Consider the following 26,366-nt stretch of genomic DNA (forward strand, 5'->3'; position numbering starts at 1 on the left):
TCGTCCTCTCTCAGGTCGCGGGTTCGAGGGCGGGAGCGGGACGCAGCCGCAGCCGGCAAAGCCAGCCGATCACCAGTGCGCCGCCGACGAACTCTATCGGGAACAAGAGCATCGAGGGGGCGCCCGAACCGGCGAGATCGTGGATCTCCGCGCGTGGCCAGGCGATGTTCACGATCATCGCAATTCCGTAGAGGACCGCTGCGCCGTTCAGCGGTACGCCCCAGCGGCCCAGGGAAAACCGGCCGGATTCGGCGGGGAACCGCCCACGCAGCCGGTTGACGAGCAGCGGGCCCGCCACGAGCAGGTAGGCCAGGTAAACGACGACCACCGACGTCGCGGTGATCGTGCTGAACAGCGTCGGATTGCCGACGTTGAGCAGCAGCAGCCCGATGGCGAGCGCGCCGGACAGCCGGGCGGGCGCGGGCAGCGCGCCGTCGCGGGCCATCGCGTAGATCAGCCGGACGGTGCCGGTTGAATAGGCACAGCGGCGCGCAGCGTCCCCGTTGAGGGTGGCGGCGGGGGCATGGATGGATGGTCAGGGTGCAGACGACGACGGCGATCGCCACGTCGGCGAGGAAGACCCGGCCGAGGGTGTCGCCGAAGACGGCGGTGATCACGTACGGCGGGCCCTTGCCGGCGAGCTGCCCGTCGGTGAGGCTCGGCGCGGCCATCAGCGCGGGGAGGACGACGGCCAGGCCGCCGACGCCGGACACGAGCACGGCCCGCAGCACGGCCCGCGGAGCCGCCTTGCGCGCGTCCTTCGTCTCCTCCGCGACCGAGGCGGCGGTGTCGAAGCCGTAGAGGACGTACGCCGCCATGAGCGCCGAAGCGAGCACGCCGCCGATTCCCGCGCTCGTGCCCGGCGCGTCGTGCAGCACCACCTGCGGCCCGCGGACGGCGAACAGGATCAGCCCGGTGACGAGCACGATGACGCCCAGGAGTTCGGCCGCGACGCCGACGTCGTCGATCCGCGCCATCAGCCGGACCCGCCGGTGTTGACCGCGGTGGTGAAGACGAGCAGCAGCGTGCCGAGCAGGACGGCGTTGGCCGCGCCGGAGGGCGACGTCACCGACGGGTCGCCGCCGGCGAGCCAGCCGAGGAAGCCCTTCGTCAGCTGTTTCGCCCACCGGTACACGGATCCGGCGAGCGGGTAGCGCGCGGCGAGTTCGGCGAACACGAGCGCGACGAGCAGCTGGCCGGCCAGGACGACCGGCCACGTCCAGAAGAAGAGCGGGCCGCCGAAGGTGTACCCGGAACCGAAGAGCTGGAAGACGGTGGTGAGGATGGAAACGAAGGAAAAACCGGCGGCGAAAGCGGAAAAACCGCCCAGCGAACGGCGGAGTTCCTGGCGGTAACCGAAGGCGGCGAGTTCGTCGGGTGGGGTCATGCGCGCTCCTGACCTGGTTTCTATCGCACGACAGAAATTAGGTGTTCGCCGCGACACGATGATCTCCGTCGTGTTAGCGGTGCGTTGATTGCGGGATATACCCGGCGTCAATGACGACATCCGGGCGTAACCGCGCCTGTCGTGTGCGTGCCGTGGCGGGAAACCTGGCAAGATCACGCCCGTGGTCAAAGGTTCGGGAGTCGGCAGGCCGAGGGCGAGCGGAATGGCGGCGAACCGCCCGGACGCGCGCCAGGCGGTGCTCGAAGCGGCGGGCGAACTGTTCACCGGAGCCGGGTACGCGGCCACGACGACCAGAGCGATCGCCGAACGCGCGGGGCTGCGCCAGGCGTCGCTCTACTACCACTTCCCGGCGAAGGAAGACATCCTCGCGGCCCTGCTGGCCGAGACGGTCCGCCCGTCACTGGCCCTGGCGGCGCGCTTGGTCGCCGGCGCGGCGCCGGCCGCGGTCCGGCTGTGGGCCTTGGCGTACGCGGACATCGGTCTCCTCGGCGGCGCCCGGCACAACCTCGGCGCGTTGTACCTGCTGCCGGAGGTCGGATCGCCGAACCTGGCCCACTTCCGCACCGAGCGCGCAGAACTGAAGGCGGCGTACGGTCGGCTCGTGGCGGCATCGGGCATCGCCCCGGAGTCGGCGGGGATCCGCACGGACCTGGTGTTCGGCTTGGTGGAGAGCATCGCGGTGATCCGCCGCGACGATCCGGCGCTGGACGTCGAAGCCCACGTGCGCGAAGGAGCGGACGGCGTGGTCCGGCTGGTGGGGGTGGCGGACCCGACGGACGGGTTGCGCGCGCAGGCCCACCGCTTGCTGGCGCCCCTCGCCGACTGACGGTCTCGAGCGCCCCAATGTGGCGTTCGGTGCGTTGGACGCACCCAATGTGGCGTTCGGTGCGTTGGACGCACCCAATGTGGCGTTCGGTGCGTCCAGCGCAACCAACGCCACATTGGGGCGCGCAGGCCGGGCCTCAGGACGCCGTGGTCTGCAGGGCCTTGCTGAGCACCGCCGCCGTCAGGTCGACCTGCCACGGCCGGGCTCCGGCCGCGCGCAGGACCTCCGCCACCGACTCCTCGTCCGTCTCGGCCGGCGGGCGCCAGCACGTGCGGCGGACCAGGTCCGGCAGCAGCAGGTTCTCCACCGGCAGGCGGCGGTCCTCCGCGATCGCCGTCAACGCCGCCCGGGCCGCCGCGAGGCGGGCCGCCGCGTCCGGGTCCTTGTCCGCCCAGCGGTTCACCGGGGGCGGGCCGTCCGTCGGCTGCGACGGTGACGGGAGTTCCGACGCGGGCAACGCGCGGGCCGCCTGCAGGTGCCGCAGCCAGCTCGCCGTGTACTTGCGCTGGACGCGGCCGCTGAACACCGGCAGCGCCTGCAGCTCTTCGACCGTCTTCGGGTCGGCCGTGACGGCGTTGACGATCGCGCTGTCCGGCAGGATGCGGCTCGGCGCGCGGTCGCGTTTGCGGGCGAGTTCGTCGCGCGCCTGCCACAGCTCGCGGACCGCCGCGAGGCCGCGCGGGCTGCGGATCTTGTGCACACCGGACGTCCGGCGCCACGGCTCGGCCCGCGGGGCGGGCGGCGGGGCCGTCCGGACGTTCTCGAACTCCTGCTGCGCCCACTCCAGCTTGCCCTGGGCGCCCAGCTCCGCCTCCAGCTTTTCGCGCAGCTGGACGAGCAGCTCGACGTCGAGGGCGGCGTAGTTCAGCCAGTCGACCGGCAGCGGCCGCTTCGACCAGTCGGCCGCGCTGTGGCCCTTTTCGAGGGTGTAGCCGAGCAGCAGTTCGACGAGCGTCCCCAGCGCCACGCGTTCGTAGCCCGCCAGCCGGCCGGCCAGCTCGGTGTCGAACAGCGCCGCCGGGCGCAGGCCCAGCTCGGCGAGGCAGGGGAGGTCCTGGGAGGCGGCGTGCAGCACCCACTCCAGGTCGTTGAGGACTTCGCGCAGCGGCTCGAGGTCTTCGGCCAGCGCGATCGGGTCGATCAGCACCGTGCCGGAACCTTCGCGGCGCAGCTGCACGAGGTAGGCCTTGGGCCAGTACCGGTAGCCGGACGCGCGTTCGGTGTCGACGGCGACCGCGCCGGTGCCCGCGGCGAGCCGGGCGCAGGCCTCGGCCAGCGCGGACGGCTCGGTGATCACCGGGGGCGTGCCCTCGGCGGGTTCGCGTAGCAGCACAGGGCCGCCCGTGGACTCGATCTCCATCCCGGTGTCCTCGGCCTCTGCACTTCCCATAACCGACGACCCTACGGGACGGGCATACCGCGCCTGGTCTGCCCGCCCCGCAGGGCTGTTCGCTCGTGTCAGCGGATCACGCCGGCGCGCATGGCCAGCGCCACCATCTGGGCCCGGTCGCCCGTGCCGAGCTTGCGCCCGATCCGGGAGAGGTGGGATTTGACGGTGAGAGCGGAGAGCGAAAGCTCTTCGCCGATCTCCTTGTTGGACTGCCCGTCGGCGACCAGCTGGAGCACCTCCACCTCGCGAGCGGACAGCTCGCGCGGGGTGTTGTCGGTGCCCGCGACGCGGGTCCCGGTGGCCAGCACCGGAGCCACGCTCGGGTCGGCGTATACGCCGCCCTCGAGCACACGCCGCACGCCATCGGTCACGACGACCGGCGACGCGGACTTCAGCAGGTACGCCTGGGCCCCGGCCTGGAAGGCCGAGCGGACCGCGTACGGGTCGTCCGAGGATGCGAGGACCACCACGCGCGGCCAGCCGTGGCTACGGAGTTCCGTAACCAGCTCGATGCCGCTGCCGTCCGGCAGTCCGAGATCGAGGATCGCCAGGTCACAAGGCCCGGTGGCCTGTGCTCGCGCCCTCGCTTCGGCCACCGTGGCGGCTTCGTGGACGGTGCCCGCACCCATCTGTGCGAGTCTTGCTGCGATTGCCTCCCTCAACAGCGGGTGGTCATCGACCACCAGTACCGAAAAAAGCTCTTCCCGCGGGTGCGGAACCATGCTCGCCGGCAATGCACCGGCTGGCGTGGATCGGACGGCCTGAGAAATGCCGACGGTAGCCACGTCACTACCTCCCTGGAGTCGGTCGTGCCCCCCGACCGGCACCGGGACCTTCGGCCGTTCAGCCGCGCCAGCTTTAGACCGAAAGTGGTGTCGTCGAAGGCACTGTAGCCGCCTTGGGCCCTTCGCGGGGGGATCGAATGGGTATCTATCTCAAACGAACAGTCACTCAGTGGGTTCGAAGTAACACGATCGGGCTAGTACACGGCCGGTTGCTAACGGATAGCCCAGCGAACACGATGCTATGAAGTTACCGGCGGCCAAATGGCCGTGCAGATGAGGCGTGCAGCTGCCGGTGCGCCTAGTGACGAGGGGCCGGATGGGCTCCCCCAACCCCCGGAACGCGGCTCTGGCCGGGGCGTGATCGACGGCCTGCCGCGGCGCCCGGGGCGCTTGCCGAGGCTGGCGCCTGTGACTGTGCGTGGCCGCCGGCGGCTCCGGAAGGGGCGCGGGGCGGCGGATTGATCTTGTTGCGGTGCGTGACCGTCCGGGATCACGAACGAGGAGACGTGAAACGGCCTCAGGGGCGACGGGCGGGTGCCGGCCGTCCCGGATGATCACCGGAGCCGTTGCGGCGTCCGGTGGCCCTTCTGGGGGCCGCTGCGCCGGTGAACGTCGTTCAGCGGACGTGAATTTTGCTCACATCCGTACAAGGGGCCGCGTCCGGCGGTGCCCGCCGGGGTCCGCCGTGGCCGTTTCGTTGCCGAAGATCGCCCGGACGGCCGGGTCAGGAGCCCTGACGCTGCCCGAACATGGTCACGCCGACCGGCGGCAGGCCCACGACGCTGGCCATCACCTGGCAGAACGCCTGCCCGTGCGCCACCAGCGAGGCGTCCGCCGGCGTCCACGACGCCCGCAGCTCCAGGTCGTCGGTGCGGGCCGGGCCGGAGATGTCGCCGAAGCGGGCCGACGACGTCTCGGTCACCGTGCCGCCGAGGGCCTTCCAGCTCGCGCCCGACACGTCGAGGGCGTCGGTCAGCCACGACCAGCCGACCGCCGGCAGGAACGGGTCCGTCGCCAGCTCCCGGTCCAGCTCCGCGCGCACGTACATGACGAGGCGCAGCACGCCGTCCCAGCCGTCCTGGCCGTCCGGGTCGTGCAGCAGGACCAGCCGCCCCGACGCCAGCACGTCGGCCGGCCCGGCGACCTCACAGCTGACCGCGTACGACCACGGTGCGAGCCGCTGCGGCGGCCGCATCGGCTCCAGCAGCACCTCCCGGCGGGGCCGGACGGACTGCAGCGCCGCGACTGCTTCTTGGAAGAGTTCGGGCACTGGTGTCATCGCGGTCACGCACCGACTTTAGGGCGGGCACGCCCCGTTGCGGGCGCAGGCGCGCCGAGGCGGCCGCGCCGAGGAACGGCCCCGCCCGGCCTCGTGGCACGATTGACCACGATGTCTCAGACCACGCCCCTGCCGCGCCAGGCCGCCTCGTCCGGCCGCCGCGAGCTGCCCGAAGCCCCGTTCCTGGCCGCCGCGCGCGGCGAACGCCCGGCCCGCACGCCCGTCTGGTTCATGCGCCAGGCGGGGCGTTCGCTGCCCGAGTACCGCGCGCTGCGCGAGGGCGTGCCCATGCTCGACGCCTGCTTCGACCCGGAGATGCTCGCCGAGATCACGCTGCAGCCGGTCCGCCGGCACGGCGTCGACGCGGCGATCCTGTTCAGCGACATCGTGGTGCCGCTCAAGGCCGCCGGCGTCGACATCGACATCGTCCCCGGCACCGGCCCGGTGGCCGCCACGCCGGTGCGCGACCTCGCCGCGGTGAAGGCGCTGCCGGTCCTCGAACCCGAGCATGTGTCGAAGGTCGCCGACGGCGTCCGGCTGCTGGTCGAGCGGCTCGGCGAGACCCCGCTGATCGGCTTCGCGGGGGCGCCGTTCACGCTGGCCAGCTACCTCATCGAGGGGGGCCCGAGCCGCAACCACGAGCACACCAAGGCGCTGATGCACTCCTCGCCCGAGGTGTGGCACGAGCTGGCCGGGCGGCTGGCCGACGTCGCCCTGACGTTCCTGCGCGCGCAGCTCGACGCCGGGGTCGACGCGATCCAGCTGTTCGACTCCTGGGCCGGCGCGCTGTCGGAGCGGGACTACCGCGAATTCGTCCTGCCGCACTCGGCCAAGGTCCTCGCGGGGGTCGCGGAGTACGGCGTGCCGCGGATCCACTTCGGCGTCGGCACCGGCGAGCTCCTCGCCGCGATGCGCGACGCGGGCGCGGACGTCGTCGGCGTCGACTGGCGGATTCCCCTGGACGAAGCCGTGCGGCGCCTCGGCGGTCACGCGATCGTCCAGGGCAACCTGGACCCGGCGCTGCTGCACGCGTCCTGGCCGGTGCTCGAAGCCGCGGTCCGGCGGATCGTCGAAGAGGGCAAGGCGGCCGAGGGCCACATCTTCAACCTCGGTCACGGCGTGCTGCCGGGCGTCGACCCGGACGTGCTGACCCGCGTGGTCGGGCTGGTGCACGAGCTGTGAAGCGCGTCGCGGTCGTCGGCGGCGGCGTTTCCGGGCTGACCGCGGCGTACCGGCTGCGGCGGCTGCTCGGCCCCGACGCCGTGATCACGGTGTACGAGAAGACGACGACGCCGGGCGGGAAGCTGCGCACGGCCGAGCTCGCCGGGGTGCCCTACGACGTCGGCGCCGAGGCGTTCCTCGTCCGCCGCCCCGAGATGCTCGCGCTGGTCCGCGAGCTCGGGCTCGACGTCGTCCACCCGACGAAGGCGCGCGCGAAGATCCACGCGGGCGGCGGCGTGACCGGGCTGCCGCCGGGCACGGTGATGGGCGTGCCGGCGTCGGCGGAGTCGGTGGCCGGGGTGCTGTCCGAGGCCGGGCGGAAGGCCGTCGCGGCCGAGCCGTCGCTGCCCGAGCTGCGGCTGCCGGGCGGGGACGTGCCGCTGGGGCCGCTGCTGCGCGAGCGCTTCGGCGACGAACTGGTGGACCGGCTGGTCGACCCGCTGCTCGGCGGCGTCTACGCGGGCGGCGCCGACGGCCTCGGCCTGCGCGCGACCATGCCGGGCCTGGCCGCGGCGTTGGCGGCGGGCGCGGGTTCGCTGACCGCGGCGGCCGCCGCCCAGCTGCCGGCGAACCCGTCGGCGGCACCGGTGTTCGGCACCGTCCCGGGCGGCCTGGGCACGGTGATCGACCGGCTCACCGAGGTGTCCGGCGCCGAGCTGCGGACCGGCCTGCCGGTGTGCGAGATCGAGCGGCACGGCCCGGCCTGGCGCCTGCGCATCGGCGCGGCCCCGACGGCGCACGCCCCGGCGGACAACACGGCCGAGGCGGACGCGGTGGTGCTCGCGGTCCCGGCCCCGTCGGCCCGCCGGCTGCTCGCGGACCTGGTCCCGGCGGCCTCGGCGGCGTTCGGCGAGGTCGAGCTGGCGTCGATGGCCGTGGTGGCGCTGGCCCTGCCGCCGGGCACCGAGCTGCCGGCCGCATCGGGAATCCTGATCGGCCACGGCGAGCGGGACGCTTCGGGCGTGCCGTACGCGTCGAAGGCGTTCACGTTCTCTTCGCGCAAGTGGGCCCACTACGGCCGGGGCCCGGTCCTGGTCCGCGGATCGGTCGGCCGGTTCGGCGAGCCGGGCGCACTGAGGGCGGACGACGTCGAACTGGTCCGCGTGGTCCGCGACGACCTGGCCCGCTTGACGGGCGTGACGGCGGCCCCGGTGGAGACACTGGTGACCCGCTGGGGCGGCGGGTTGCCGCAGTACGGCGCCGGGCACCTGGAGCGGGTGGAGCGGATCGAGAAGGCGGTCGCGGAGGTCCCGGGGCTGGCGGTGGCGGGGGCGACGCTGCACGGGGTGGGGTTGCCGGCTTGCGTGGCCACTGCTGAGGCGGCGGCGCAGCGGATCGCGGCTCACCTGACCGCGTGAGTGCGGTCACCCGACCCGTGGCGGCGGGCGCCGGGTCGCGGTGACAGGATGGGCTCATGGCGCGGGTCAACTACAACGAGCTCAACGACACCATCCGCTACACCACCTGGTCGGTCTTCCGGATCGAACCCGGCCGGCTGGGTGAGGACCGCGGGGCCGCCGGTCGTGAGACCACCGAGTACCTCGACGGGCTCGAGGCCAAGGGCGTCGTCGTCCGCGGGGTTTACGACCTGTCCGCGCTGCGTGCCGACGCCGACTACATGATCTGGTGGCACGCCGAGGAGATCGAGCAGGTCCAGGCCGCCTACGCCGGGTTCCGGCGGACGCCGCTGGGGCGCGCGTCGACGCCGGTCTGGAGCCAGACCGCGCTGCACCGGCCCGCCGAGTTCAACAAGAGCCACATCCCCGCCTTCCTCGCCGGGGAAGAGGCGCGCAAGTACATCTGCGTCTACCCGTTCGTGCGGTCCTACGAGTGGTACCTGCTGCCGGACGCCGACCGCCGCAAGATGCTCGCCGACCACGGCAAGGAAGCCCGCGACTACCCGGACGTGCGCGCCAACACCGTCGCGTCCTTCGCCCTCGGCGACTACGAGTGGATCCTCGCCTTCGAGGCCGACGAGCTGCACCGGATCGTCGACCTGATGCGGCACCTGCGCGGCACCGAGGCGCGGCTGCACGTGCGCGAGGAAATCCCGTTCTACACCGGCACCCGCGTGCCGCCCGCCGAGCTCGTCGCGGCGCTCCCGTAGTGCGCGACGTCGTCGAGGGCGTCTGGCACGCCCTCACCGGAGCGAAGCCCGGCCCCTTCGAGCTGACCGGAACCGAAGACGTGCTGCCCGGCCCGTACCGGGTGGCGGCCGCGGCCACGGCGTCCGTGGCCGCGGCGACGCTGGCGGCCGGTGAACTGCTGCGGCTGCGCGGGATCGAGCCCGGCGTGGTCACGGCGGACACCCGGCACGCGGCCGCGGCGTTCCACAGCGAGCAGCTCCTGCGCGTGGACGGCGTCGGCGCGGAGTCGGCCTGGGCGCCGCTGTCGGGCAACTACCGCGCGGCCGACGGCTGGGTGCGCCTGCACTGCAACTACCCGCGCCACGAAGCGGCGGTGTGCTGGGGCCTCGGCGTGCCCGGGACCCGTGACGCGGTCGAGAAGGCGGTCGCCGGCCGGAGCGCCCGCGAAATCGAGCACGCCGTCGTGAGCGCCGGGGGAGCGGCGGCCGAGCTGCGCTCGCCGGAGGACTGGGCGGCGCACCCCCAGGGCGCGGCGGTGGCTTCGCTGCCGTTGGCGGAGCTGTCTGCGGTCGCCGACGCGCCGAAGCGGACGTTGTTCTACTCGGACCGCCCGCTGGGTGGCATCCGGGTCCTGGAGCTGACACACGTGCTGGCCGGCCCGGTGGCCGGGCGCGTCCTGGCGGCGCACGGCGCGGACGTGCTGCACGTCGGGGCCGCGCACCTGCCGCGGGTCGAGGCGCTGGTCCGGGACACGGGCCAGGGCAAGCGGTCGGCGTTCGTCGCGCTGGACACCGAGGGCGGCCGCGCGCGGCTGAAGAAGCTGATCAGCCGGGCGGACGTGCTGGTCCAGTCGTTCCGCCCGGGCGCGCTGGAGCGCATCGGCTTCGGGCCGGCGGAGCTGGCGGAGCTGCGGCCGGGCCTGGTGACCGCGGACTTGAGCGCGTACGGCTGGGAAGGTACGTGGGCCCGCCGGCGCGGGTTCGACAGCCTGGTGCAGATGTCGAACGGGATGGCGTTCTCCCCGGACGGGCCGGCCCCGCTGCCGGTCCAGGCGCTGGACCACGCAACGGGCTGGCTGACGGCGGCGGCGGTCATGACGGCGCTGCGGCGCCAGGTCACCGACGGCGGCACCTGGCGGGCGCGGCTGTCACTGGCCGGCACGGCCCGGTGGCTGGATTCGCTGGGCCGCAAGGATCCGGCGGCCGCGGACGTCGATTTCGGCGACCTGCTGGAGGAAGCGGACAGCGGGTACGGACGGCTGACGCGGGTCCGGATGGCCGGCGGCCTGCCGGGCGCGCAGCCGTACTGGGAGTTCGGCACGCGGCAGCCGGGAGTCGACAAACCGACCTGGACCCCTTAGCGACGCCGGAGGCGGTCCACCAGCCGCCGTTTCGGTTTCGGCAGGTGGCCGCGCTCGATCAGCCACGTCACGAACTCGTCCGCGTACGCCCCGGACCTCTCCGTCGCCTTCTTCGGGCGGCCCTCGTTGAACTCCGCGAACAGCGGCCCGTACCGGTCGCCCAGCGCCTCCGTCAGCTCCGGCCGCTGGTACGCCAGCACCCGCCCGTGCTTGCGCCGCAGCACCGTTGCCTCCACCTTCAACCGGGACGGGTCGAATCCCGGCGGTGGCGGGCCGTCGGCCAGCAACGCCTGCAGCAGCTCCGCCTGGCGCCGCGCCAGCTCCGCGCGGGTCATCCCGTCACCGCCGCGCGCAACGCCGACAGCTCCGCCGCCAGCTCGGCGTCGCTCGGGTAGTCGTCGTCGCGTTCCAGCAACACCCCCGGCGGGTCCGTGCGGCGGCGCAGCTCCGTCAACAGCGACAACACCTCCGGCAGCACCGGGTGCGCGTGCGTGTCGTGGTACACGCCGTCGCGCTCGATGCCGCCCGCCATGTGCACGTACGCCAGGCGCTCCCACGGGATCCCGTCCAGGAACGCCGCCGGATCCGTGCCGATGTTGCGGGCGTTGGCGTACAGGTTGGCGACGTCGATGATCAGCCGGCAGCCCGTCCGCTCGGTCAGCTCGGTGAGGAACTGCTCCTCGGTCAGCTCGGCGTCCGGCCAATCGAGCACCGCGGCGATGTTCTCCAGCGCCAGTGGCACGTCCACGATGGACTGGGCCAGCCGCACGTTCGCCACCAGCACGTCGAGCGCCTCGCGCGTGCGGGGGAGCGGCATCAGGTGGCCCGAGTCCAGCCCGCCCGCGCGCACGAAACAGACGTGGTCGCTGACCAGCGGCGCGTCCAGGGCCCGCGCCACCTCCGCCAGGTGCTGGACGCGGCCGGTGTCCAGGGGCTCGGCCCCGCCGAGGGACAGCGAGACCGCGTGCGGCAACACCGGCAGCCCCCGCTCGCGCAGCGCCACCAGCGTCTCCGGCAGGTGGTCGGCGCGCAGGTTCTCGGCGACGACCTCGACCCAGTCGACGCCCGGCAGCCGGGCGATCGAGAGGTCGAGCTCGTGCCGCCAGCCGATGCCGATACCCAGCTCACCCACCGCAGCCCCCTCCGCCGCACCCGCCACCGCCGCACGACGAACCGCTGCTGCACGAGGACGAGCTCGAGCAGGACGACCCGCTGCTGCAGGACGACCCGGACGACCCGGACGAGCCACCGCCGCCGAACGACCCCATCGGCGGGGTGAGGGCCGCGCTCAGCTCCTCGTCCGGGTACATCGCCCAGCCGCCCAGCGCGACCGCGGCCGCCGCCCCGCCGAGGAGCACGCCGCCGGCCAGCATCCCGGCCGGCACCGGGCCGCTCGCCGCGGCGCGGGCCTGGCCGAGCAGGCGGTGGCCCGCGGCCGACGGCTGCCGCGCGCCCGTCTTCGACCGCCGGACCGCGGCCACGATCGCCAGCACCGCGGCGACCAGGACCAGGAAGACCAGGACGCCGACCGGACGGCCCAGCGAGATGCCGTTCACCAGCCGCACCACGCCGAAGGCCAGCACGGCCAGCTGCAGCACCAGCCCGAACGTCCTCGACTGGCGCTTCGCCGCGGCCGACGCCAGCAGGCCGCGCTGGTCGAGCCCCTCCTCCAGGGCCCGCATCGCGGCGGAGGCGCGGACCTTCGCCCGGATCATCGCCGTCGTCTTCAGCTTCGCGACGTCGAAGACGGCCCGCTCCAGCGGGTCCACCGGCCGCGTGCCGGTCTTGCTGATCTGCTTGTAGCTGTTGACGCGCAGCTGCCCGCGTTCGACCAGCGCCGCGATCGCCGCGTCGGTCGCCCGGTCGGGGCCGCCGGCGAGGAAGGCGAGCTGGTACACCGTCGGCGGCGGGCCGGCGTGCGCCTGGTCCGACCGCATCGCACGGGCGGCCACGATCCCGGACACGATCACCCTGACCAGCAGGACCGCGCCGAGCAACGCGATGTAGAGGACCACGAAATCCGGTCCGGAAATGCCCCACGGGTCGTTCATCGCCCGTCTCCCCTCAGTGTGTCGCGGTTACCGTAGCTGTCAGACGCACGCACCCGCGTCGGCGTTTCAACCGCCGCAGCCTCCGCCGCCTCCGCCGCCGCCCCCGCAGCCGCCGCCCCCACCGCCGCACGAGCTGCCGCCGCTGCAGGAGCTGCCGCCGTAGTAGCCGGCGCTCGCCCCGCCGGCGGCCGCCCAGCGGCCCCGCGGACGGCGGTACACCTGCGCGGCCGCCCGCGACACGGCTCGCCCGACGGCCAGCCGGACCTCCTTGTCGGGGTGCGCGCTCAGGCCCTGGGACGCGACGGCGCCCGCCGCCCCGGCGGTGAACGTGCCGGCGCGGCGCACCTTCTCCAGGGCGGCGCGGCCGGCGGCGGTGAGCTTGACCCGCGGCCGGTTCGCGGCGCCGACCGCGGCGACGATGAGCGCGACGGCGTTCCCCACCAGCAGCAGGACCAGGTGGCCGACGGGGTGCCCGGCGGCCGTCCCGGCGAACAGCCGGAGCACGCCGAGCACGGCCAGCGCCCCGTAGGCCACCGCCGTGGTCAGCCAGGCCAGCCGGACCGCCCGGACGTCGGTGAGCAGGCCGCGGGCGGCCAGCCCGCTCTCCAGCCCGGCCACCGACGCGTGCTGCGCGACCTCGTCCCGCACCCGGCCGAACGAGTTGCCGGTCTTGCCGATGCGCGCGAGGGCGGCGCGGCCGAGGTCGTCCGAGGCGGTGCCGCGGACGCGGTGCAGCTTGCCGGTGCCGTCGAGGCGGGCGAACTGCCGTTCCAGCAGCGTCGCGACGACGAATTCGCCGAGCCGGTCCCGCCCGCCGGCCAGCAGGGCGAACTCTTCGGGCCGCTCCGGCGCGCCGCCGGCGTCCCCCCGCGAGACCCGCCAGGCGCGCAGTGCGCCGTACAGCGCCACCGCCAGCAGCAAGCCCAGGTGAAGCCCCGAAAACACCGGTCCGGGAATGCCCCAGGTATCGGTCATGAGTCCGCCCTCCCTCGTCCGTGTGCGGAGACTACGTTCGAGGGAGGGCGGCGGGTTGCTCGCTTGAGGGAGATTTAGGCTGGGGCCGTCACGACTCGGGCACCAGCTTCAGCGAAATCGAGTTGATGCAGTAGCGCTGGTCGGTCGGGGTCGGGTAGCCCTCGCCTTCGAAGACGTGCCCGAGGTGGCTGTGGCAGGAGCCGCAGAGCACCTCGATCCGCTTCATGCCCATGGTGCGGTCTTCGCGCAGGAGCACGGCGTCGGAGTCGGCGGGGTCGAAGAACGACGGCCAGCCGCAGTGGCTTTCGAACTTCGTGTCACTGCGGAACAGCTCGGCACCGCACGCGCGGCACTCGTAGACGCCGGTCGTCTTCGTGTCGGTGTACTCGCCGGTGAACGGCCGTTCGGTCCCCGCCTGGCGGAGCACGGCGTACTCGTCGGGGCTGAGCTGCGCCCGCCATTCCTGCTCGGACTTCACGACGCGCGGGGTCGCGCCGACAACGGGTTTCATACCTTTCACCCGATCCACGTTACGCCGCGAGCCAGGCGAGGGCGTGCACCACGATGTCCCATGCGGCCACGATCACGCCGAGCACGATGAGGATCACGATCAGGGCGGACACCCAGTAGCGCAGGCCGCCGAGGCGGTTGCTGGAGTCGGCGAAGTCGGCCACGCCGTCGAGGGCGGCTTCGATGGTGAAATTGGGGCCGCACCGTTCGATGCGGTCGAGGTGCTCGGCGAACGCGAGCGCCTCCGGGTCGTAGGGATCCAGGCCGACCAGGTCCTCGTGGAAGCGAGGATTCTGGCCCGGCAGCGAAGCTCCGTTGTCGGCCATGCCACCCACGGTAGGCCATCGGCGCCCGTCAGCCCACTGAACGCGCGTCAACTCTCAGTTGTTAGAACCCGAGCCGGCGAGCTTCGTGTTGGCGTCGATCAGGGTCCGGCCGCCGACGTTGACCAGCCGGTAGCCGGGGCGGCTGCCGCCGACGTTGACGTTCATGACGAGCGAGCCGTCGCTCTCGTTGCCGCCCGAATCGGCCCTGGCCGTGGTCGGCCCGTTGATGTTCTTCTTGTTTTCGGCCCAGTACTCCGCGTACTTGCCCTCGTCGCCGTAGACCTGCTGGGCGGCCGGAGTCAGCATGTCCCAGTGGGACGCGGGGTCGCTGAAGTACTCGATGATCAGGTTGCCCGCCGCGGTGTAGTTGCCGACCCGGCTTTCGGTGGGGGTCTGGCCCAGCTTGGCGGAGACGTTCGAGCTGCTGCTCGACCCGGTGGTCTTGGGCGTGCTCTGGCCCGCGGTGGGCTGGCTGCCCGGCGACTGGGCGGTCTGCGTGCCGCCGGAGCCGCCGTTGCCGGAGTTGAGCACGAGGAACACGATCACCGCGACCACGACGACCGCGGCACCCGCCCCGGCGAACAGGGCGTACTTGCGCTTGTTGTCCGGCTTCGGGGTGTTCGACGAGTACTGGGGCGCCCTGGCCGTCGGCGCGGCCGCGGGCATCGGTCTGGGCGGCGTGTTCGGCGGCGCGGCCGGCGACCGCATCGGCATGAACGCCGCGGTCGGGCGCGGCGGGTTCGACGGCGCCTTGCTCGCGGCCGCCGGCGCGGGCGTGCCGACCGGCGGCGAGGACGGCGCCTGGTTTTCGGTCCGCTGCCACGGCGGTCGCTCGCCGCCGTCGGCGGGCGCGGCGGGCTTGCGGCCGGCCCCGCCGGACAGCAGCGGCGGTGACGCCGTCATGCCGCCCGGTTCGGTCCGGGCCAGTGCCGCCAGCCGCTCGCGGGCCTCGGCCATGCTCGGCCGCTCGCCCGGCTCGCTACGCAGCAGGCTCATCAGCAGCGCGGTGGCCGCCCCGGCCTGCACCGGCGGGTTGATCTGGCCGTTCGCCGCCGCGTAGAGCAGGGCGAGCTGGTTGGACGTGTTGCCGTACGGCGTGGTGCCCTCGATGGCCTGGTAGAGGGTGGCGCCGAGGGCGAAGACGTCGGAGCTGGGCACCGGGTCCGCGCCGCGCGCGAGCTCGGGCGCCAGGTACGCGGGGGTGCCGCCGATCAGGCCGGTGGCCGTCAGCGTCATGTCGCCGGCCGCGCGCGAGATGCCGAAGTCGGTGATCTTCGCGGTGCCGGTCTCGTCGATGAGGATGTTGCCCGGCTTGACGTCGCGGTGCACGATCCCGGCGCGGTGCGCGGCCACCAGCGCGGACGCGACCTGCTCGCCGATCCGGGCGATCCGGCCCAGCGGCAGCGTGCCCTCCTCGGCGAGGATGGTGGAGAGGCTGGGCCCGTTCAGGTACTCCATCACCAGGCAGGGGTCGCCGTTGTGCTCGGCGATGTCGAACACCACGATCGCGTTCGGGTGCTGGAACCGGGCGGCGTTCTTCGCCTCGCGCATCGCGCGCTGGCGCATGTTGTCGCGTTCGGTCTCGGAGACGCCCGGCTGGGGGAGGATCTGCTTGATCGCGACGGTGCGTTCGAGGCGCACGTCCGTCGCGCGCCACACCACTCCCATGGCACCGCTACCAATGTGCTCGACGAGGCGGTAGTGCCCCGCGATCAGCTGACCGGTGTCGATGGCGGCTGCTCCTGACGAAATTCCCGGTGGTGGTGGCCCTGCTCAGCGCGTTTCCGCTTCGCGCACCCGATCGAGTGTAGCGGTCGGCCCCGTGCTGCTCGCGTCAGCCAGCCGGTCCGGCAGGCCCGCTTCGCCCGGTGCCCGCTTCTTGAACACCTTGACCAGCCCGATCGCCCCGGCCAGCGCGAACACGCCGTAACAGGCGAGCAGCGCGGGCGGCGTGTCGCCGGTCAGCGCGTCGCCGAGGACGACCACCGCGACCGTACCGGGCACGCTGCCCAGCAGCGTACCGGCCAGGTACGGGGCGAGGCGCACCGAGGACACCCCGCAGAGGTAGCTGAACGGCGCGAACGGCACCACCGGGATCAGCCGCAGCGACGTGACGGCCAGGGTGCCGCCGCCGGCGAGCCGGTCGTTGACCGTCCGCACGGCCGACCGGTGCAGGTGCCGGGTGACCAGGTCGCGGCCGAGCAGGCGGGCCAGCCCGAAGGACAGCGCGGCGGCGATCGTGGTGGCGGCCAGCCCGATGGCGATCCCGGCGGCGGTGCCGACCAGCAGCCCGGCGGCGAGGTTGAACACCGTCCGCGGGACGGGGGCGACGGTGAGCAGCGAGTAGGCGACGAACAGCACGAGCGGCGTCGCGGGGCCGGTGGTGGCGGCCCAGGCCCGCAGTTCGGCCGGCCCGGGGATCGGCAGCAGCACCGCGGCCGCCGCGAAGACGGCGAGCACGGCGAACGCGACGATCAGCTTGGTGCGGCCGGACACCCGCTCCAGCCTACCGGGCGGCGGTTTGCCGCTAGCGTGGCCGCATGCCCAAGAACGGTGACCCGGTCGAGTACGAGGTGGGCGGCCGCACGGTCCGCGTCACGAGCCCGGACAAGGTGTACTTCCCCCAGCGCGGCATCACCAAGCGCCAGGTCGTCGAGCACTACATCACCGTCGGCGGCCCGCTGCTGCGCGCGATCGGTGAGCGCCCGACGACGTTGAAGCGCTACGTCGACGGCGTCGAGGGCGAGTGGTTCTACGCCAAGCGCGTGCCGAAGGGCGCGCCGTCGTGGGTGTCGACGGCCGAGATCACGTTCCCGTCGGGCCGCAAGGCGGCCGAGGTGTGCCCGACCGAGCCGGCGGTCTTCGCGTGGGCGGCCAACCTGGGCACGTTCGACTTCCACCCGTGGCCGGTTCGCAGCGCGGACGTCGACCACCCGGACGAGCTGCGGATCGACGTCGACCCGCCGGACCGCGCGGGCTTCGCGGACGCGGTCGAGGTGGCCATGGTGGTCCGCGACGTCCTGGCGGACGCGGGCCTGACGGGCTACCCGAAGACGTCCGGCGGCCGCGGGGTGCACGTGCTGGTCCGGATCCGCCCGGAGTGGGACTTCGTGGCGGTCCGCCACGCGGTGATCGCGCTGGGCCGCGAGGTGGCCCGCCGCATCCCGGACAAGGCGACGGTGGCGTGGTGGAAGGAAGAGCGCGGAGGACGGGTGTTCCTGGACTACAACCAGGCGGCCCGCGACCGCACGGTGGCGTCGAGCTGGTCGGTCCGCGGCACCCCGCGGGCCACGGTGTCGACCCCCCTGACGTGGGACCTGCTGGCCGAGGTGGACGCGGACGACTTCGACGTGCTGACGATCCCGGCGTTCCTGGAGGAGCACGGCGACCTGCACGCGGCCATGGACGCCTCGCCGTTCGGGCTGGAGACGGCGCTGGAGTGGTACGAGCGGGATGCGCGGGACCGGGGTGAGGGTGAGCTGCCGTACCCGCCGGACTACCCGAAGATGCCGGGGGAGCCGAAGCGGGTGCAGCCGAGCAAGGCGCGCAACGACTGAGCGGTCACGGCTTGCGGCAGCTGACCGCGGTGACCGTGGCTTTCGGGACGACCTTGCTGTTCTTCGTGCTCATGCTGGTGCGGTCAATGCGGTACGAGGTGCCGCCCTGGGCGTAGGCGGTTTCGAGGAGCTCGCCGGACGCGTCGCCCGAGATGCCGTAAGTGATGTCGCACTCCCGGAGCAGGGTGCTCGCGCCGAGCGCGGTGAGCTCGGGCTCGACGACCACGTTTCAGCCCGCCGACCCGAAACACTGCTTGGACTGGATGGCCGGATCCACCGAGTAGTCCTTCGCCGTGGGCTCGGGCAGCACCGGTTCCGTCGTCGACGGGATGGCGAAGGCGGGGATCGACGGACTGGTGGTGGCGGGCGCGGCGGCGTCACGCGGCCGGACAGCCCGGTCGGCGGCGATCCACGTGCCGCCCGGTCCGGCGCACGGGGCGTGCTGCGCTTTGTCGAGGCACGGGCCGGCGGTGGCCTTGCCGAAGGCGAGCGCCAGCACGACGCCGGCCGCAAGGGCGGCCACCACGGCGAGCCCGCCGGCCACCCACGGCCGCTTCCTGCGCCGGGGCGGAGAAGCGGCCGGCGGGACGTACGGCAGCTGCGGACCCGGTGCCGCCGGAACGGACATGGTGACCTCCGTGGTTGTGCACTGCGGTGACAGACGCGGCGGCTGAGCCGGGTGTTGCGCAGCGACACGAAGGGGCCTCGATCCGGTTCGAGTGGTAACCACGGGCACAGAAGTGGTGGTCGTCACCGAATCGGCTATCGGGCGAGAAGATTTCTTTCGGCCGAAAGGACGAATGGGAACGCGGAGTGATCACGCAAGCGCTCGCTGTCGCCTTTCGGGTCACAAATGTTGCACGGCCGATCTCCGTGTCACGATCTTGGTCTCCGACGGCGTAACGTGCCGTTCCGAATCGACGACTCCCCGGGACCATCGGGGGGCGGGTTCGAGGAGGGAGGCCCTGCGTGGACGACCTGATCGCATTCCTCGCCGCGCGTGTGGGCGCACGGCAGGCGTTGATCATGCAGGCCGTCAACAAGGCGAAGGCCGGCGAGACGATGAACCGCGGCGAGACGAAGGTCGCCGTGGAGCAGAAGATCCGCGGGCTCACCGACCTCGAACTCGACGTGGTCAACCAGATGATCAACGAGATCGAGGCGACCCGGCGGATCCTGCTCGCCCACCGCACCACGGTGTCGGAGAAGGTCCCCGGCTTTCCGCTCTACGGCAGCGAATACTGGTGTGAGACCTGCCACGTGCCGGCCGACGAGGCCGGCTCCAACTGGTGCCTCACGCTGCGCCTGCTGGCCCTGCCCTACGCCGACCACCCGGAGTACAGCGAGCGCTGGCGGCCCTGACGGGAATCCCGTCGCGCGCCGGGCGTTGCACCCGGCGTGAGGTTTTCCGTGCTCGACCGCTCGCCGGTGCGGCGCGGCCGCGGGCCCGCGCAGGCGCTGCGGGACACCGTGACCTTCGCCGCCGGCCTCGAACGGCTGGGCTACCACCGGTTCTGGGTGTCCGAACACCACGGCGTGCCCGGGATCGCCGGGTCCGCGCCGACCGTACTGGCCGCCGCTGTCGCCGGGGCGACCACCCGCATCCGCGTCGGGACCGGGGGCGTGATGCTGCCCAACCACCGGCCGCTGGTCGTGGCCGAGCAGTTCGGTGTCCTGGAAGCGCTTCACCCGGGCCGGATCGACATGGGACTCGGGCGGTCGGTCGGCTTCACCGGCGGGGTGCGGGCCGCGCTGGGGCACGGCAGCGAAGCCGCCGACGACTTCGCGGCGCAGGTCCGCGAGCTGCTCGGGTTCTTCACCGGCGACCACGCCTACCCGGGTGTCCACGCCTATCCGGCCGAGGGCCTGCGCGTGCCGCCGTTCCTGCTGGCCACCGGCTCCGGCGCGGACCTCGCCGCGGAACTCGGGCTACCGCTGGTGATCGCGCCGGTGCGCGGGGAACGGGCGCTCGCCGAAGCCGTGACGCGCTACCGGGACGGCTTCCGGCCGAGCGAGTGGGCGCGCGAGCCGTATGTCGTGGTGTCGACGGCGATCGCGGTGGCGGACTCGGCGGCGGCCGCGCGGCGCCTGCTCGTCTCCGAAGCCTGGGCGACGGTCCACTCGCGATCGCACGGCGTCTTCCCGCCCCTGGACCCGCCCGGCGACATCCTCGCCGGGCCGATGACCGAGCGCGAACGCCGGCGGCTCGACGAGACGCTCGACGGCCAGATCGCCGGCACGCCGGCTGAGGTGGCGGACCGGCTGGGGGCGCTCGTCGCGGCCGCCGGTGCCGACGAAGTCCTGGCGACGACCGCCGCCCACGACCAATCCGCGCGTTTCGATTCTTTCGCCGCGCTCGCCGAACTGACCGATCTTCGCTCGTTCGTGTGAGCTGATTTCCCGATGCCCGGACAACGCGTCGGAGAATTACCGTTCGCGTGTTTCCGCGCCCGGGCGGTAGGCTTTTCCCGTGACTGCCGGGTCGGCCTCGAGCCGTGAGCAGACGGGGTACCCGGCTGTGCCGTGACCTCCGGGCGGCCCCGTGGGCCGCCGCCTCCTCGCACGTATCGCCCTGATCGGGACGTGCGCGGGAAGGAGGTGATTCGCATGACCCCGTGGCAGGAGTTCGTAGCGGCCCACGCCGAGGGCGGCGTCCTCGACGGCGTCGTGGCCCGGGTGCTGCCGTTCGGCGCGTTCGTCGAAGTCGCGGACGGCGTCCACGGCTTTCTGGTGAGCGACGAGGTGCCGCCGGCCGGGACGCGGCTGCCGGTCCGCATCGAGCAGATCGACGTGGAACAGCGCCGGTGCAGCCTGGTGAAGGCGTGATGTGAGCTCGGGTGGGGCAGGGCGCCCTGCCTCACCCGAGCACGAACGGCAGCCGCGCGACCAGATCGCCCAGCTCCGCCGTCTCCGCCTCCGTCGGCGCGCGCCGGCCCGTCGCCACCAGCAGGACGTCGGTGTCCGAGAAGGACGCAGGGAACGCCGTCCCGGCGATCTTCTCGAGCATCACCCGCGTCCGGGCCAGGCCCTCGGCGGGCGGCCCGGCGGCCGACGGCAGGTGGGTGACCAGGTCCAGGTGGTGCAGCGTCCACTCCAGCACGTACGCCGAGAGGTAGTCACCCGCCGTCAGGACCATCCCCTGCGTCGACACCCGCATGCCCGGGTCGGCCAGGTCGGCCGCGCGGCCCGCCGCCGCGCCGACGTCGTCGAGGTGGAACTTCAAAAGCGCCGGGTCCTCGTACGCCGCCGCGAGGCGGACGATCAGGGCCGAGAGCGGGTCGTCGCCCGAAGGTGGCTCGGAAGCCACCGCCCAGTACGTGACCGCGTCGTGCGTGACCGCCGAAGGAGCCGGCGTCGCCAGGGTGATCAGCACGTCCTGCGCGTCGATCACCAGGTGGCACACCAGGTCCCGGACCAGCCAGCCCCGGCAGCCCGACGGCTTCGCGAACGCCGCGTCGGGAACTGCGGCGACCGCGAGGCGCAACGCCGCCCACGTGTGCGAGAAGAGATCCACGGGCGCGAAGCTAGCAGGATCACAGCCGCAGTTGCAGCTCCGTCAACACGCGCTGCGCGGGGTCGTCGAAGTCCACGCCGGACATCTCGGCCGCGCGCCGGACGCGGTAGCGGACCGTGTTCGGGTGGATGTTCAGCACCCGGGCCGCCGCGCGGACGTCGCCGAACGCGTTCAGCCAGGCCAGGACCGCCGGCACCAGGATCCCGCCGTGCCCGGCGTCGTGCTCGGCCAGCGCCGTCAGCCGCGGGTCGCGGATCCGCGGCTGGTCACCCAGGTAGGCCAGCACCTCCGAGAGCAGCACCTCGGCGCGGACGTCGGCCAGCGAAGCGACGTCGGCGGCCCAGCGCCCGCGCGTCATCGCGGCCAGGACGCGGTCGGCGTCGCCGCGGGAGGCGGCCGCGTCCGACAGCCGGGGGACGACGCCGCCGAGGGCCGCGCGGACCGGGACGTCCAGGTGCCGCCGGGCCGTGCCGGCGATCTCGCGCGCCAGCGCCAGCACGGCCGCGTCGGAGTGTTCGGGCAGGTCCGGCAGCAGCGCGTAGACGCGGCCGCCGATCACGCTCACCAGCGCGCTGCGGCGGTAGGCCGCGGTGTGCACGGCGATCAGGTGGACGAGCTCGGCGCGCCGTAGCTGCCGGTTGTCCGACCGGGCCAGGGCGAAGGCGAGCACCTGCGCCGGGCGCGCCGGGTCGGCGCCGATGTCGTCGGCGACGGATTCCGCGTCCAGGCGCCCTTCCAGCAGGCTGGCCAGGAGGTCCTCGCGCAGCCGCAGCTCCGGGCTCGGCAGCGTGCGCGCCCGGATCAGCTGGGGGGCCAGGGTGCGGCTCGCGCCGAGCAGGGCCGTCTCGGCGCGTTCGGTGAGCGGCTGGGCGCCCTCCTGGACCCAGATCGTGCCGAGCGGCTGGTTGCCCGCGTGGATGCCCGCCGCGATGCGACGGCGGATGCCCAGCTCGGGCCGCTCGTCGATCCGCACGATCCCTTCACCGGCGCGGAGCCGCTGGTAGACGCCCCATTCGCGGAGCATCGCGAGGTAGCGCTCCGGGCCTTCGCGGCCGAGGATCGACAGCCGCCGCAGCTCGTCGACCTCGTCGCCGGCCCGCGAGTACGCGAGTACGCGGTTCGCCGTGTCCTCGATGCTGACCAGGCCGCCGGTGAGCGTCGCGATCGTCTGCGCCAGGGCGAACAGGTCGCCGAGCACCTCGCCGCTGGCCGCTTCCCCGCCCGCGCGCCCCGCCTCGACGACCCCGCGGGCCAGCGCCTCCACCTGCTCCCAGCGGGCCTCGGCGCCGACCGTCAGCAGGGCGACGCCCGCGTCGGCGGCGACGTCGGCGCCGGTCGCGCCCTTGACCGCCACCGCGGCCGCGCCGCCGCGCCCGGCCGCCCGGATCGCCGGCGCCGCCGCCCGGCCGCGGGCGCCGATCACCAGCACCAGGTCGCCGGGGGACGCCTCCAGCGGGTCCTCGGGGTCGAGGATCACGACGTCGGTGACGTCGACGCCGAGGCCGTGCGGGGCCACGACGACCTCGACGAGCGGCTCGCCCAGCGTCGCCAGGACATGGCGTAGCGAGGTCATTCTCAAGCTATCCGATCGAACAAGACCACACGGGCGATATTAGCCGTTCGGACAAGTCTTCGGCACGTGTCCGGAGTTACCGTTCGGGGCATCCGGACCGAAAGCCGAGGAGCCGCCGTGGACGCCGTGACCCAGACCCCCGCCCCGACGAACGAGCCGGTGCTGACCTACGCACCGGGCAGCGCCGAGCGCGCGGAACTCGAGGGCGCGCTCCAGCGGCTGGGCCAGGCGGAACCGGTCGACCTGACCGTCACCATCGGCGGCGAGCAGCGCCCCGGCGGCGGCGAGAAGATCGACGTCGTCCAGCCGCACAACCACAAGCACGTCCTCGGCACCATCCACAGCGCCACCCAGCAGGACGCGACGGACGCCATCGCGGCCGCCGCGAAGGCCGCGCCGGAGTGGCGCGCGCTGTCCTACGACGACCGCGCCGCGATCCTGCTGCGCGCCGCCGACCTGCTCACCGGCAAGTGGCGCGCCACGCTCAACGCCGCCACCATGCTCGGGCAGTCCAAGACCGCGACCCAGGCCGAGATCGACTCCGCCTGCGAGCTCGCCGACTTCTGGCGCTTCAACGTCGAGTTCGGCCGCCGCATCCTCGCCGAGCAGCCGATCAGCTCGCCGGGCGTGTGGAACCGGATGGAGCACCGCCCGCTCGAAGGCTTCGTCTACGCGATCACGCCGTTCAACTTCACCGCGATCGCCGGCAACCTGCCGACCGCGCCCGCGCTGATGGGCAACACCGTGCTGTGGAAGCCGTCGCCGACGCAGTCGTTCTCCGCGCACCTGACCATGCGGCTGCTCGAAGAGGCCGGCCTGCCGCCGGGCGTGATCAACCTGCTGCCCGGCGACGGCAAGGCCGTCTCCGAGGTCGCCCTGACCCACCGCGACCTGGCCGGCATCCACTTCACCGGCTCGACCGCGACCTTCCAGCACCTCTGGGGCACGGTCGGCGCGAACATCGCGGGCTACCGCGGCTACCCGCGCCTGGTCGGCGAGACCGGCGGCAAGGACTTCGTGCTCGCGCACGCCTCCGCCGACGTCGACGTCCTGCGCACCGCCCTGGTCCGCGGCGCCTTCGAGTACCAGGGCCAGAAGTGCTCCGCCGCTTCGCGCGCGTACATCCCGCGCAGCGTCTGGAACGAGCTGAAGGACGGCCTGGTCGCCGAGACCGAGGCCCTCTCCTACGGCGACGTCACCGACCTGTCGCACTTCGGCGGCGCGGTCATCGACCGGCGCGCGTTCACCAAGCACGCCGACCTGTTCGACCGCGTGAAGAACGACGCCTCGGTCGAGGTCCTCACCGGCGGCACCGCCGACGACAGCGTCGGCTACTTCGTGCAGCCGACGATCCTCGTCTCGGACAACCCGAAGCACGAGATCTTCTCGACCGAGTACTTCGGCCCGATCCTGTCGGTGCACGTCTACGAGGACGGTGGCTTCGACGACGTCCTGAAGCTGATCGACTCCTCCGCCGCGTACGCGCTGACCGGCGCGGTGATCGCCAACGACCGCACCGCCGTGGCGAAGGCGGCCGACGCGCTGAAGTTCTCCGCGGGCAACTTCTACGTCAACGACAAGCCGACCGGCGCGGTCGTCGGCCAGCAGCCGTTCGGCGGCGCGCGGGCCTCGGGCACCAACGACAAGGCCGGCTCGATCTTCAACCTGCTCCGCTGGACGAGCCCCCGCTCGGTCAAGGAGACGTTCGTGCCGCCGACCAGCGTGCGTTACCCGCACCAGGGCTGAGCTCTCTCAAGACTGGAGGACCGACCATGTTGCGTGCCCCGCTGCTCGCCGCCGCCCGGTCGAAGGGCATCCGGCGGCTCGTCGAAGCCGTGCCCGCCACGCGATCCGTGGTGCGCCGGTTCGTCGCCGGGTCCGAGACCGCCGACGCCGTCCGGGTGGCCAGGGAACTGGCCGCGGACGGCCGCCGGATCACCCTCGACCACCTGGGCGAGGACACCACCGACGCCGCGCAGGCGGCGGCGACCGTCGCGGCCTACGAAGCCGTGCTGTCGGCGCTGGCCGCGGAGGGCCTGGCCGAGGGCACGGACGTCTCGGTGAAGCTGTCGGCGGTCGGGCAGTTCCTGCCGGCGGACGGCGAGGACGTCGCCTTGGAGAACGCGCGGAAGATCTGCGCGGCGGCCGAGGCGGTCGGTGCCACCGTGACCCTCGACATGGAGGACCACACGACCACGGACTCGACGCTCGGCATCCTGCGCGAGCTGCGCGGCGAGTACCCGTGGGTCGGCGCGGTGCTGCAGGCCTACCTGCGGCGCACCGAGCAGGACTGCCGGGAGCTGTCCGGGCCCGGGTCCCGGGTGCGGCTGTGCAAGGGCGCCTACGCCGAGCCCGAGTCGGTTGCCTTCGCGGACAAGGCCGAGGTGGACAAGTCCTACGTCCGCTGCCTGCGCGTCCTGATGGCCGGCCAGGGCTACCCGATGGTGGCCTCGCACGACCCGCGGATGATCGCGATCGCGGCCACGCTGGCCGAGGAGAACGGCCGCAAGGACGACGACCACGAGTTCCAGATGCTCTACGGCATCCGGCCGGAGGAGCAGCAGCGGATCGCCGCGTCCGGCGCCCGGATGCGCGTCTACGTGCCCTACGGCGACGAGTGGTACGGCTACTTCATGCGGCGGCTGGCCGAGCGCCCGGCGAACCTGGCGTTCTTCCTGCGCGGGCTCGCGACGCGCTCCTGACGACACGCCGAAGGCCGCTCCGGAAACTCCCGGGGCGGCCTTCGGCGTGTGGTGGTGGTCAGGCCTGTTCGGCCTCGGCTTCGGCGGCCTTGCGCTTGACCTCGTCCATGTCGACGTCGCGGGCCTGCTTGATGAGGTCTTCGAGCGCGGCTTCGGGCAGCGCGCCCGGCTGGGCGTAGATCAGGGTCTTGTCCCGGATGATGGCCAGCGTCGGGATCGAGCGGACGTCGAAGGCGGCCGCGAGCTGCTGCTGCGCTTCGGTGTCGACGCTCGCGAAGACGATGTCTTCGTGCTTCTCGGACGACTTCTCGTAGACCGGCGCGAACTGGCGGCACGGCCCGCACCAGCTCGCCCAGAAGTCGATCAGGACGAACTCGTTGTCGGTTACCGTCTGGTCGAAGTTCTCGGCGGTCAGCTCAACGGTGCTCATGCCCTGGTCAACGAACCGGGCCCGGCGGGAATTCCCGGGGCCGGGGTAGCGTCTGCACCGACCGCACCTGCGAAGAGGAGGACCTGATGGCCGACGGCGAGATCCTGGGCCGGATCGACGAGCTGATCGCGGAGGAGCACGAGCTCCGGTCGCGCTCGGTCGGCGTGGGGCTGAGCGGCGGCGACAAGGACCGCCTCACCGCGGTCGAGCAGCAGCTCGACCAGTGCTGGGACCTGCTGCGCCAGCGGCGCGCCAAGACCGAGTTCCACGAGAACCCGGACGAGGCCGAGGCCCGCCCGGTGTCCGAGGTGGAGTCCTACCGCCAGTAGGTCCGGAAAAAAGTTCCGGCGGCGATGTCGAAACGCCGGAACC

The 26,366-nt window shown here is 73.1% G+C and carries 28 protein-coding genes and 1 pseudogene; 12 read left to right on the plus strand and 17 right to left on the minus strand.

Going from position 1 to position 26,366, the window contains the following annotated elements; all coding sequences use genetic code 11:
* Positions 1-10: 10 nt before the first annotated feature.
* Positions 11-1,387, minus strand: a pseudogene (locus C2L59_RS50375) (APC family permease).
* Between the two features lie 223 nt (positions 1,388-1,610).
* Here C2L59_RS50375 and C2L59_RS17015 point away from each other — a divergent pair.
* The gene (locus C2L59_RS17015) at positions 1,611-2,234 is read left to right on the plus strand and encodes a TetR/AcrR family transcriptional regulator (RefSeq protein ID WP_233223533.1); all 624 of its coding nucleotides are present in this window, start codon (positions 1,611-1,613) and stop codon (positions 2,232-2,234) included.
* A gap of 136 nt (positions 2,235-2,370) precedes the next feature.
* On the opposite strand, the gene C2L59_RS17020 is transcribed toward C2L59_RS17015, so the two are convergent.
* From C2L59_RS17020 to C2L59_RS17030, 3 genes are all read right to left on the minus strand, one after another.
* A complete protein-coding gene (locus C2L59_RS17020) occupies positions 2,371-3,594 on the minus strand; it encodes a ribonuclease D (RefSeq protein WP_103350491.1) in 1,224 nt (407 codons plus the stop codon).
* A 98-nt stretch (positions 3,595-3,692) separates the two neighbouring features.
* A complete protein-coding gene (locus C2L59_RS17025) occupies positions 3,693-4,409 on the minus strand; it encodes a response regulator transcription factor (RefSeq protein WP_033261886.1) in 717 nt (238 codons plus the stop codon).
* Positions 4,410-5,133: 724 nt separating this feature from the next.
* The gene (locus C2L59_RS17030; RefSeq protein WP_199199112.1) at positions 5,134-5,697 is read right to left on the minus strand and encodes a DUF3000 domain-containing protein; all 564 of its coding nucleotides are present in this window, start codon (positions 5,695-5,697) and stop codon (positions 5,134-5,136) included.
* A gap of 102 nt (positions 5,698-5,799) precedes the next feature.
* Between C2L59_RS17030 and hemE the strand changes: the two genes are divergently transcribed.
* From hemE to C2L59_RS17050, 4 genes are read left to right on the plus strand one after another with little or no spacing between them, the layout of a single operon-like run.
* Positions 5,800-6,870: a uroporphyrinogen decarboxylase gene (gene hemE / locus C2L59_RS17035; protein ID WP_103350530.1), complete on the plus strand. Its 1,071-nt coding sequence runs from the start codon at positions 5,800-5,802 to the stop codon at positions 6,868-6,870.
* Positions 6,867-8,267, plus strand: a complete 1,401-nt coding sequence (gene hemG / locus C2L59_RS17040; RefSeq protein ID WP_103350493.1) for a protoporphyrinogen oxidase — start codon at positions 6,867-6,869, stop codon at positions 8,265-8,267. Before hemE ends, hemG begins: the two co-directional genes overlap by 4 nt.
* A 56-nt stretch (positions 8,268-8,323) precedes the next feature.
* A complete protein-coding gene (hemQ, locus tag C2L59_RS17045; protein ID WP_103350494.1) occupies positions 8,324-9,016 on the plus strand; it encodes a hydrogen peroxide-dependent heme synthase in 693 nt (230 codons plus the stop codon).
* The gene (locus C2L59_RS17050; protein WP_103350495.1) at positions 9,016-10,356 is read left to right on the plus strand and encodes a CoA transferase; all 1,341 of its coding nucleotides are present in this window, start codon (positions 9,016-9,018) and stop codon (positions 10,354-10,356) included. Before hemQ ends, C2L59_RS17050 begins: the two co-directional genes overlap by 1 nt.
* On the opposite strand, the gene C2L59_RS17055 is transcribed toward C2L59_RS17050, so the two are convergent.
* From C2L59_RS17055 to C2L59_RS17090, 8 genes are all read right to left on the minus strand, one after another.
* Complete coding sequence (locus C2L59_RS17055) at positions 10,353-10,691, minus strand: hypothetical protein (RefSeq protein WP_103350496.1); 339 nt, start codon at positions 10,689-10,691, stop codon at positions 10,353-10,355. The genes C2L59_RS17050 and C2L59_RS17055 overlap by 4 nt on opposite strands.
* Positions 10,688-11,488: a DUF692 domain-containing protein gene (locus tag C2L59_RS17060; RefSeq protein WP_103350497.1), complete on the minus strand. Its 801-nt coding sequence runs from the start codon at positions 11,486-11,488 to the stop codon at positions 10,688-10,690. The genes C2L59_RS17055 and C2L59_RS17060 overlap by 4 nt, the downstream gene beginning before the upstream one ends.
* Positions 11,481-12,407: a TIGR04222 domain-containing membrane protein gene (locus C2L59_RS17065; protein ID WP_103350498.1), complete on the minus strand. Its 927-nt coding sequence runs from the start codon at positions 12,405-12,407 to the stop codon at positions 11,481-11,483. Before C2L59_RS17065 ends, C2L59_RS17060 begins: the two co-directional genes overlap by 8 nt.
* 66 nt (positions 12,408-12,473) lie before the next feature.
* On the minus strand, positions 12,474-13,382 hold the full coding sequence (locus C2L59_RS17070) for a TIGR04222 domain-containing membrane protein (protein WP_103350499.1): 909 nt from the start codon (positions 13,380-13,382) through the stop codon (positions 12,474-12,476).
* Between the two features lie 88 nt (positions 13,383-13,470).
* Positions 13,471-13,893, minus strand: coding sequence for a peptide-methionine (R)-S-oxide reductase MsrB (gene msrB / locus C2L59_RS17075; protein WP_086849491.1), 423 nt, complete (start codon positions 13,891-13,893; stop codon positions 13,471-13,473).
* Between the two features lie 19 nt (positions 13,894-13,912).
* Positions 13,913-14,218 (minus strand): hypothetical protein, encoded by a 306-nt coding sequence (locus C2L59_RS17080; RefSeq protein WP_103350500.1) that lies wholly within the window; start codon positions 14,216-14,218, stop codon positions 13,913-13,915.
* A gap of 54 nt (positions 14,219-14,272) precedes the next feature.
* Positions 14,273-15,934 carry a serine/threonine-protein kinase gene (locus C2L59_RS17085; RefSeq protein ID WP_199199115.1) on the minus strand — a complete coding sequence of 554 codons (1,662 nt, stop codon included), beginning with the start codon at positions 15,932-15,934 and terminating at the stop codon, positions 14,273-14,275.
* A 57-nt stretch (positions 15,935-15,991) separates the two neighbouring features.
* Positions 15,992-16,714 (minus strand): TVP38/TMEM64 family protein, encoded by a 723-nt coding sequence (locus C2L59_RS17090; protein WP_103350502.1) that lies wholly within the window; start codon positions 16,712-16,714, stop codon positions 15,992-15,994.
* A gap of 44 nt (positions 16,715-16,758) precedes the next feature.
* On the opposite strand from C2L59_RS17090, the gene C2L59_RS17095 reads away from it, so the two are divergent.
* Positions 16,759-17,775: a DNA polymerase domain-containing protein gene (locus C2L59_RS17095; RefSeq protein WP_103350503.1), complete on the plus strand. Its 1,017-nt coding sequence runs from the start codon at positions 16,759-16,761 to the stop codon at positions 17,773-17,775.
* Positions 17,776-17,779: 4 nt separating this feature from the next.
* Here C2L59_RS17095 and C2L59_RS17100 read toward each other — a convergent pair whose 3' ends face one another.
* Positions 17,780-18,001 carry a hypothetical protein gene (locus C2L59_RS17100; protein ID WP_103350504.1) on the minus strand — a complete coding sequence of 74 codons (222 nt, stop codon included), beginning with the start codon at positions 17,999-18,001 and terminating at the stop codon, positions 17,780-17,782.
* Positions 18,002-18,004: 3 nt separating this feature from the next.
* Positions 18,005-18,403 carry a hypothetical protein gene (locus tag C2L59_RS17105; protein ID WP_146060393.1) on the minus strand — a complete coding sequence of 133 codons (399 nt, stop codon included), beginning with the start codon at positions 18,401-18,403 and terminating at the stop codon, positions 18,005-18,007.
* Between the two features lie 341 nt (positions 18,404-18,744).
* On the opposite strand from C2L59_RS17105, the gene C2L59_RS17110 reads away from it, so the two are divergent.
* The 3 genes from C2L59_RS17110 to C2L59_RS17120 all read left to right on the plus strand — a co-directional run bounded on the left by C2L59_RS17110 (position 18,745) and on the right by C2L59_RS17120 (position 20,601).
* Positions 18,745-19,137 carry a DUF6221 family protein gene (locus C2L59_RS17110; RefSeq protein ID WP_103350506.1) on the plus strand — a complete coding sequence of 131 codons (393 nt, stop codon included), beginning with the start codon at positions 18,745-18,747 and terminating at the stop codon, positions 19,135-19,137.
* Positions 19,138-19,173: 36 nt separating this feature from the next.
* Positions 19,174-20,166 carry an LLM class flavin-dependent oxidoreductase gene (locus C2L59_RS17115; RefSeq protein ID WP_103350507.1) on the plus strand — a complete coding sequence of 331 codons (993 nt, stop codon included), beginning with the start codon at positions 19,174-19,176 and terminating at the stop codon, positions 20,164-20,166.
* Between the two features lie 216 nt (positions 20,167-20,382).
* Entirely contained in the window at positions 20,383-20,601 is a 219-nt protein-coding gene (locus C2L59_RS17120) for a S1 RNA-binding domain-containing protein (protein WP_103350508.1), read from the plus strand.
* A gap of 31 nt (positions 20,602-20,632) precedes the next feature.
* Here C2L59_RS17120 and C2L59_RS17125 read toward each other — a convergent pair whose 3' ends face one another.
* Both C2L59_RS17125 and C2L59_RS17130 read right to left on the minus strand, forming a co-directional pair.
* Entirely contained in the window at positions 20,633-21,289 is a 657-nt protein-coding gene (locus tag C2L59_RS17125; protein ID WP_199199113.1) for a maleylpyruvate isomerase N-terminal domain-containing protein, read from the minus strand.
* A 19-nt stretch (positions 21,290-21,308) separates the two neighbouring features.
* Positions 21,309-22,862 carry a CdaR family transcriptional regulator gene (locus C2L59_RS17130; protein WP_103350509.1) on the minus strand — a complete coding sequence of 518 codons (1,554 nt, stop codon included), beginning with the start codon at positions 22,860-22,862 and terminating at the stop codon, positions 21,309-21,311.
* Between the two features lie 117 nt (positions 22,863-22,979).
* Here C2L59_RS17130 and pruA point away from each other — a divergent pair, with 117 nt between their 5' ends.
* Together pruA and C2L59_RS17140 are read left to right on the plus strand one after the other, a co-directional pair.
* The gene (pruA, locus tag C2L59_RS17135; RefSeq protein ID WP_103350510.1) at positions 22,980-24,608 is read left to right on the plus strand and encodes an L-glutamate gamma-semialdehyde dehydrogenase; all 1,629 of its coding nucleotides are present in this window, start codon (positions 22,980-22,982) and stop codon (positions 24,606-24,608) included.
* Between the two features lie 26 nt (positions 24,609-24,634).
* On the plus strand, positions 24,635-25,564 hold the full coding sequence (locus C2L59_RS17140; protein WP_103350511.1) for a proline dehydrogenase family protein: 930 nt from the start codon (positions 24,635-24,637) through the stop codon (positions 25,562-25,564).
* A 58-nt stretch (positions 25,565-25,622) separates the two neighbouring features.
* Here C2L59_RS17140 and trxA read toward each other — a convergent pair whose 3' ends face one another.
* On the minus strand, positions 25,623-25,994 hold the full coding sequence (trxA, locus tag C2L59_RS17145) for a thioredoxin (RefSeq protein ID WP_103350512.1): 372 nt from the start codon (positions 25,992-25,994) through the stop codon (positions 25,623-25,625).
* A gap of 86 nt (positions 25,995-26,080) precedes the next feature.
* Here trxA and C2L59_RS17150 point away from each other — a divergent pair, with 86 nt between their 5' ends.
* On the plus strand, positions 26,081-26,323 hold the full coding sequence (locus C2L59_RS17150) for a DUF2630 family protein (RefSeq protein WP_103350513.1): 243 nt from the start codon (positions 26,081-26,083) through the stop codon (positions 26,321-26,323).
* Positions 26,324-26,366: the final 43 nt, after the last annotated feature.

The organism is Amycolatopsis sp. CA-128772 (assembly GCF_002904295.1).
Classification (GTDB): domain Bacteria; phylum Actinomycetota; class Actinomycetes; order Mycobacteriales; family Pseudonocardiaceae; genus Amycolatopsis.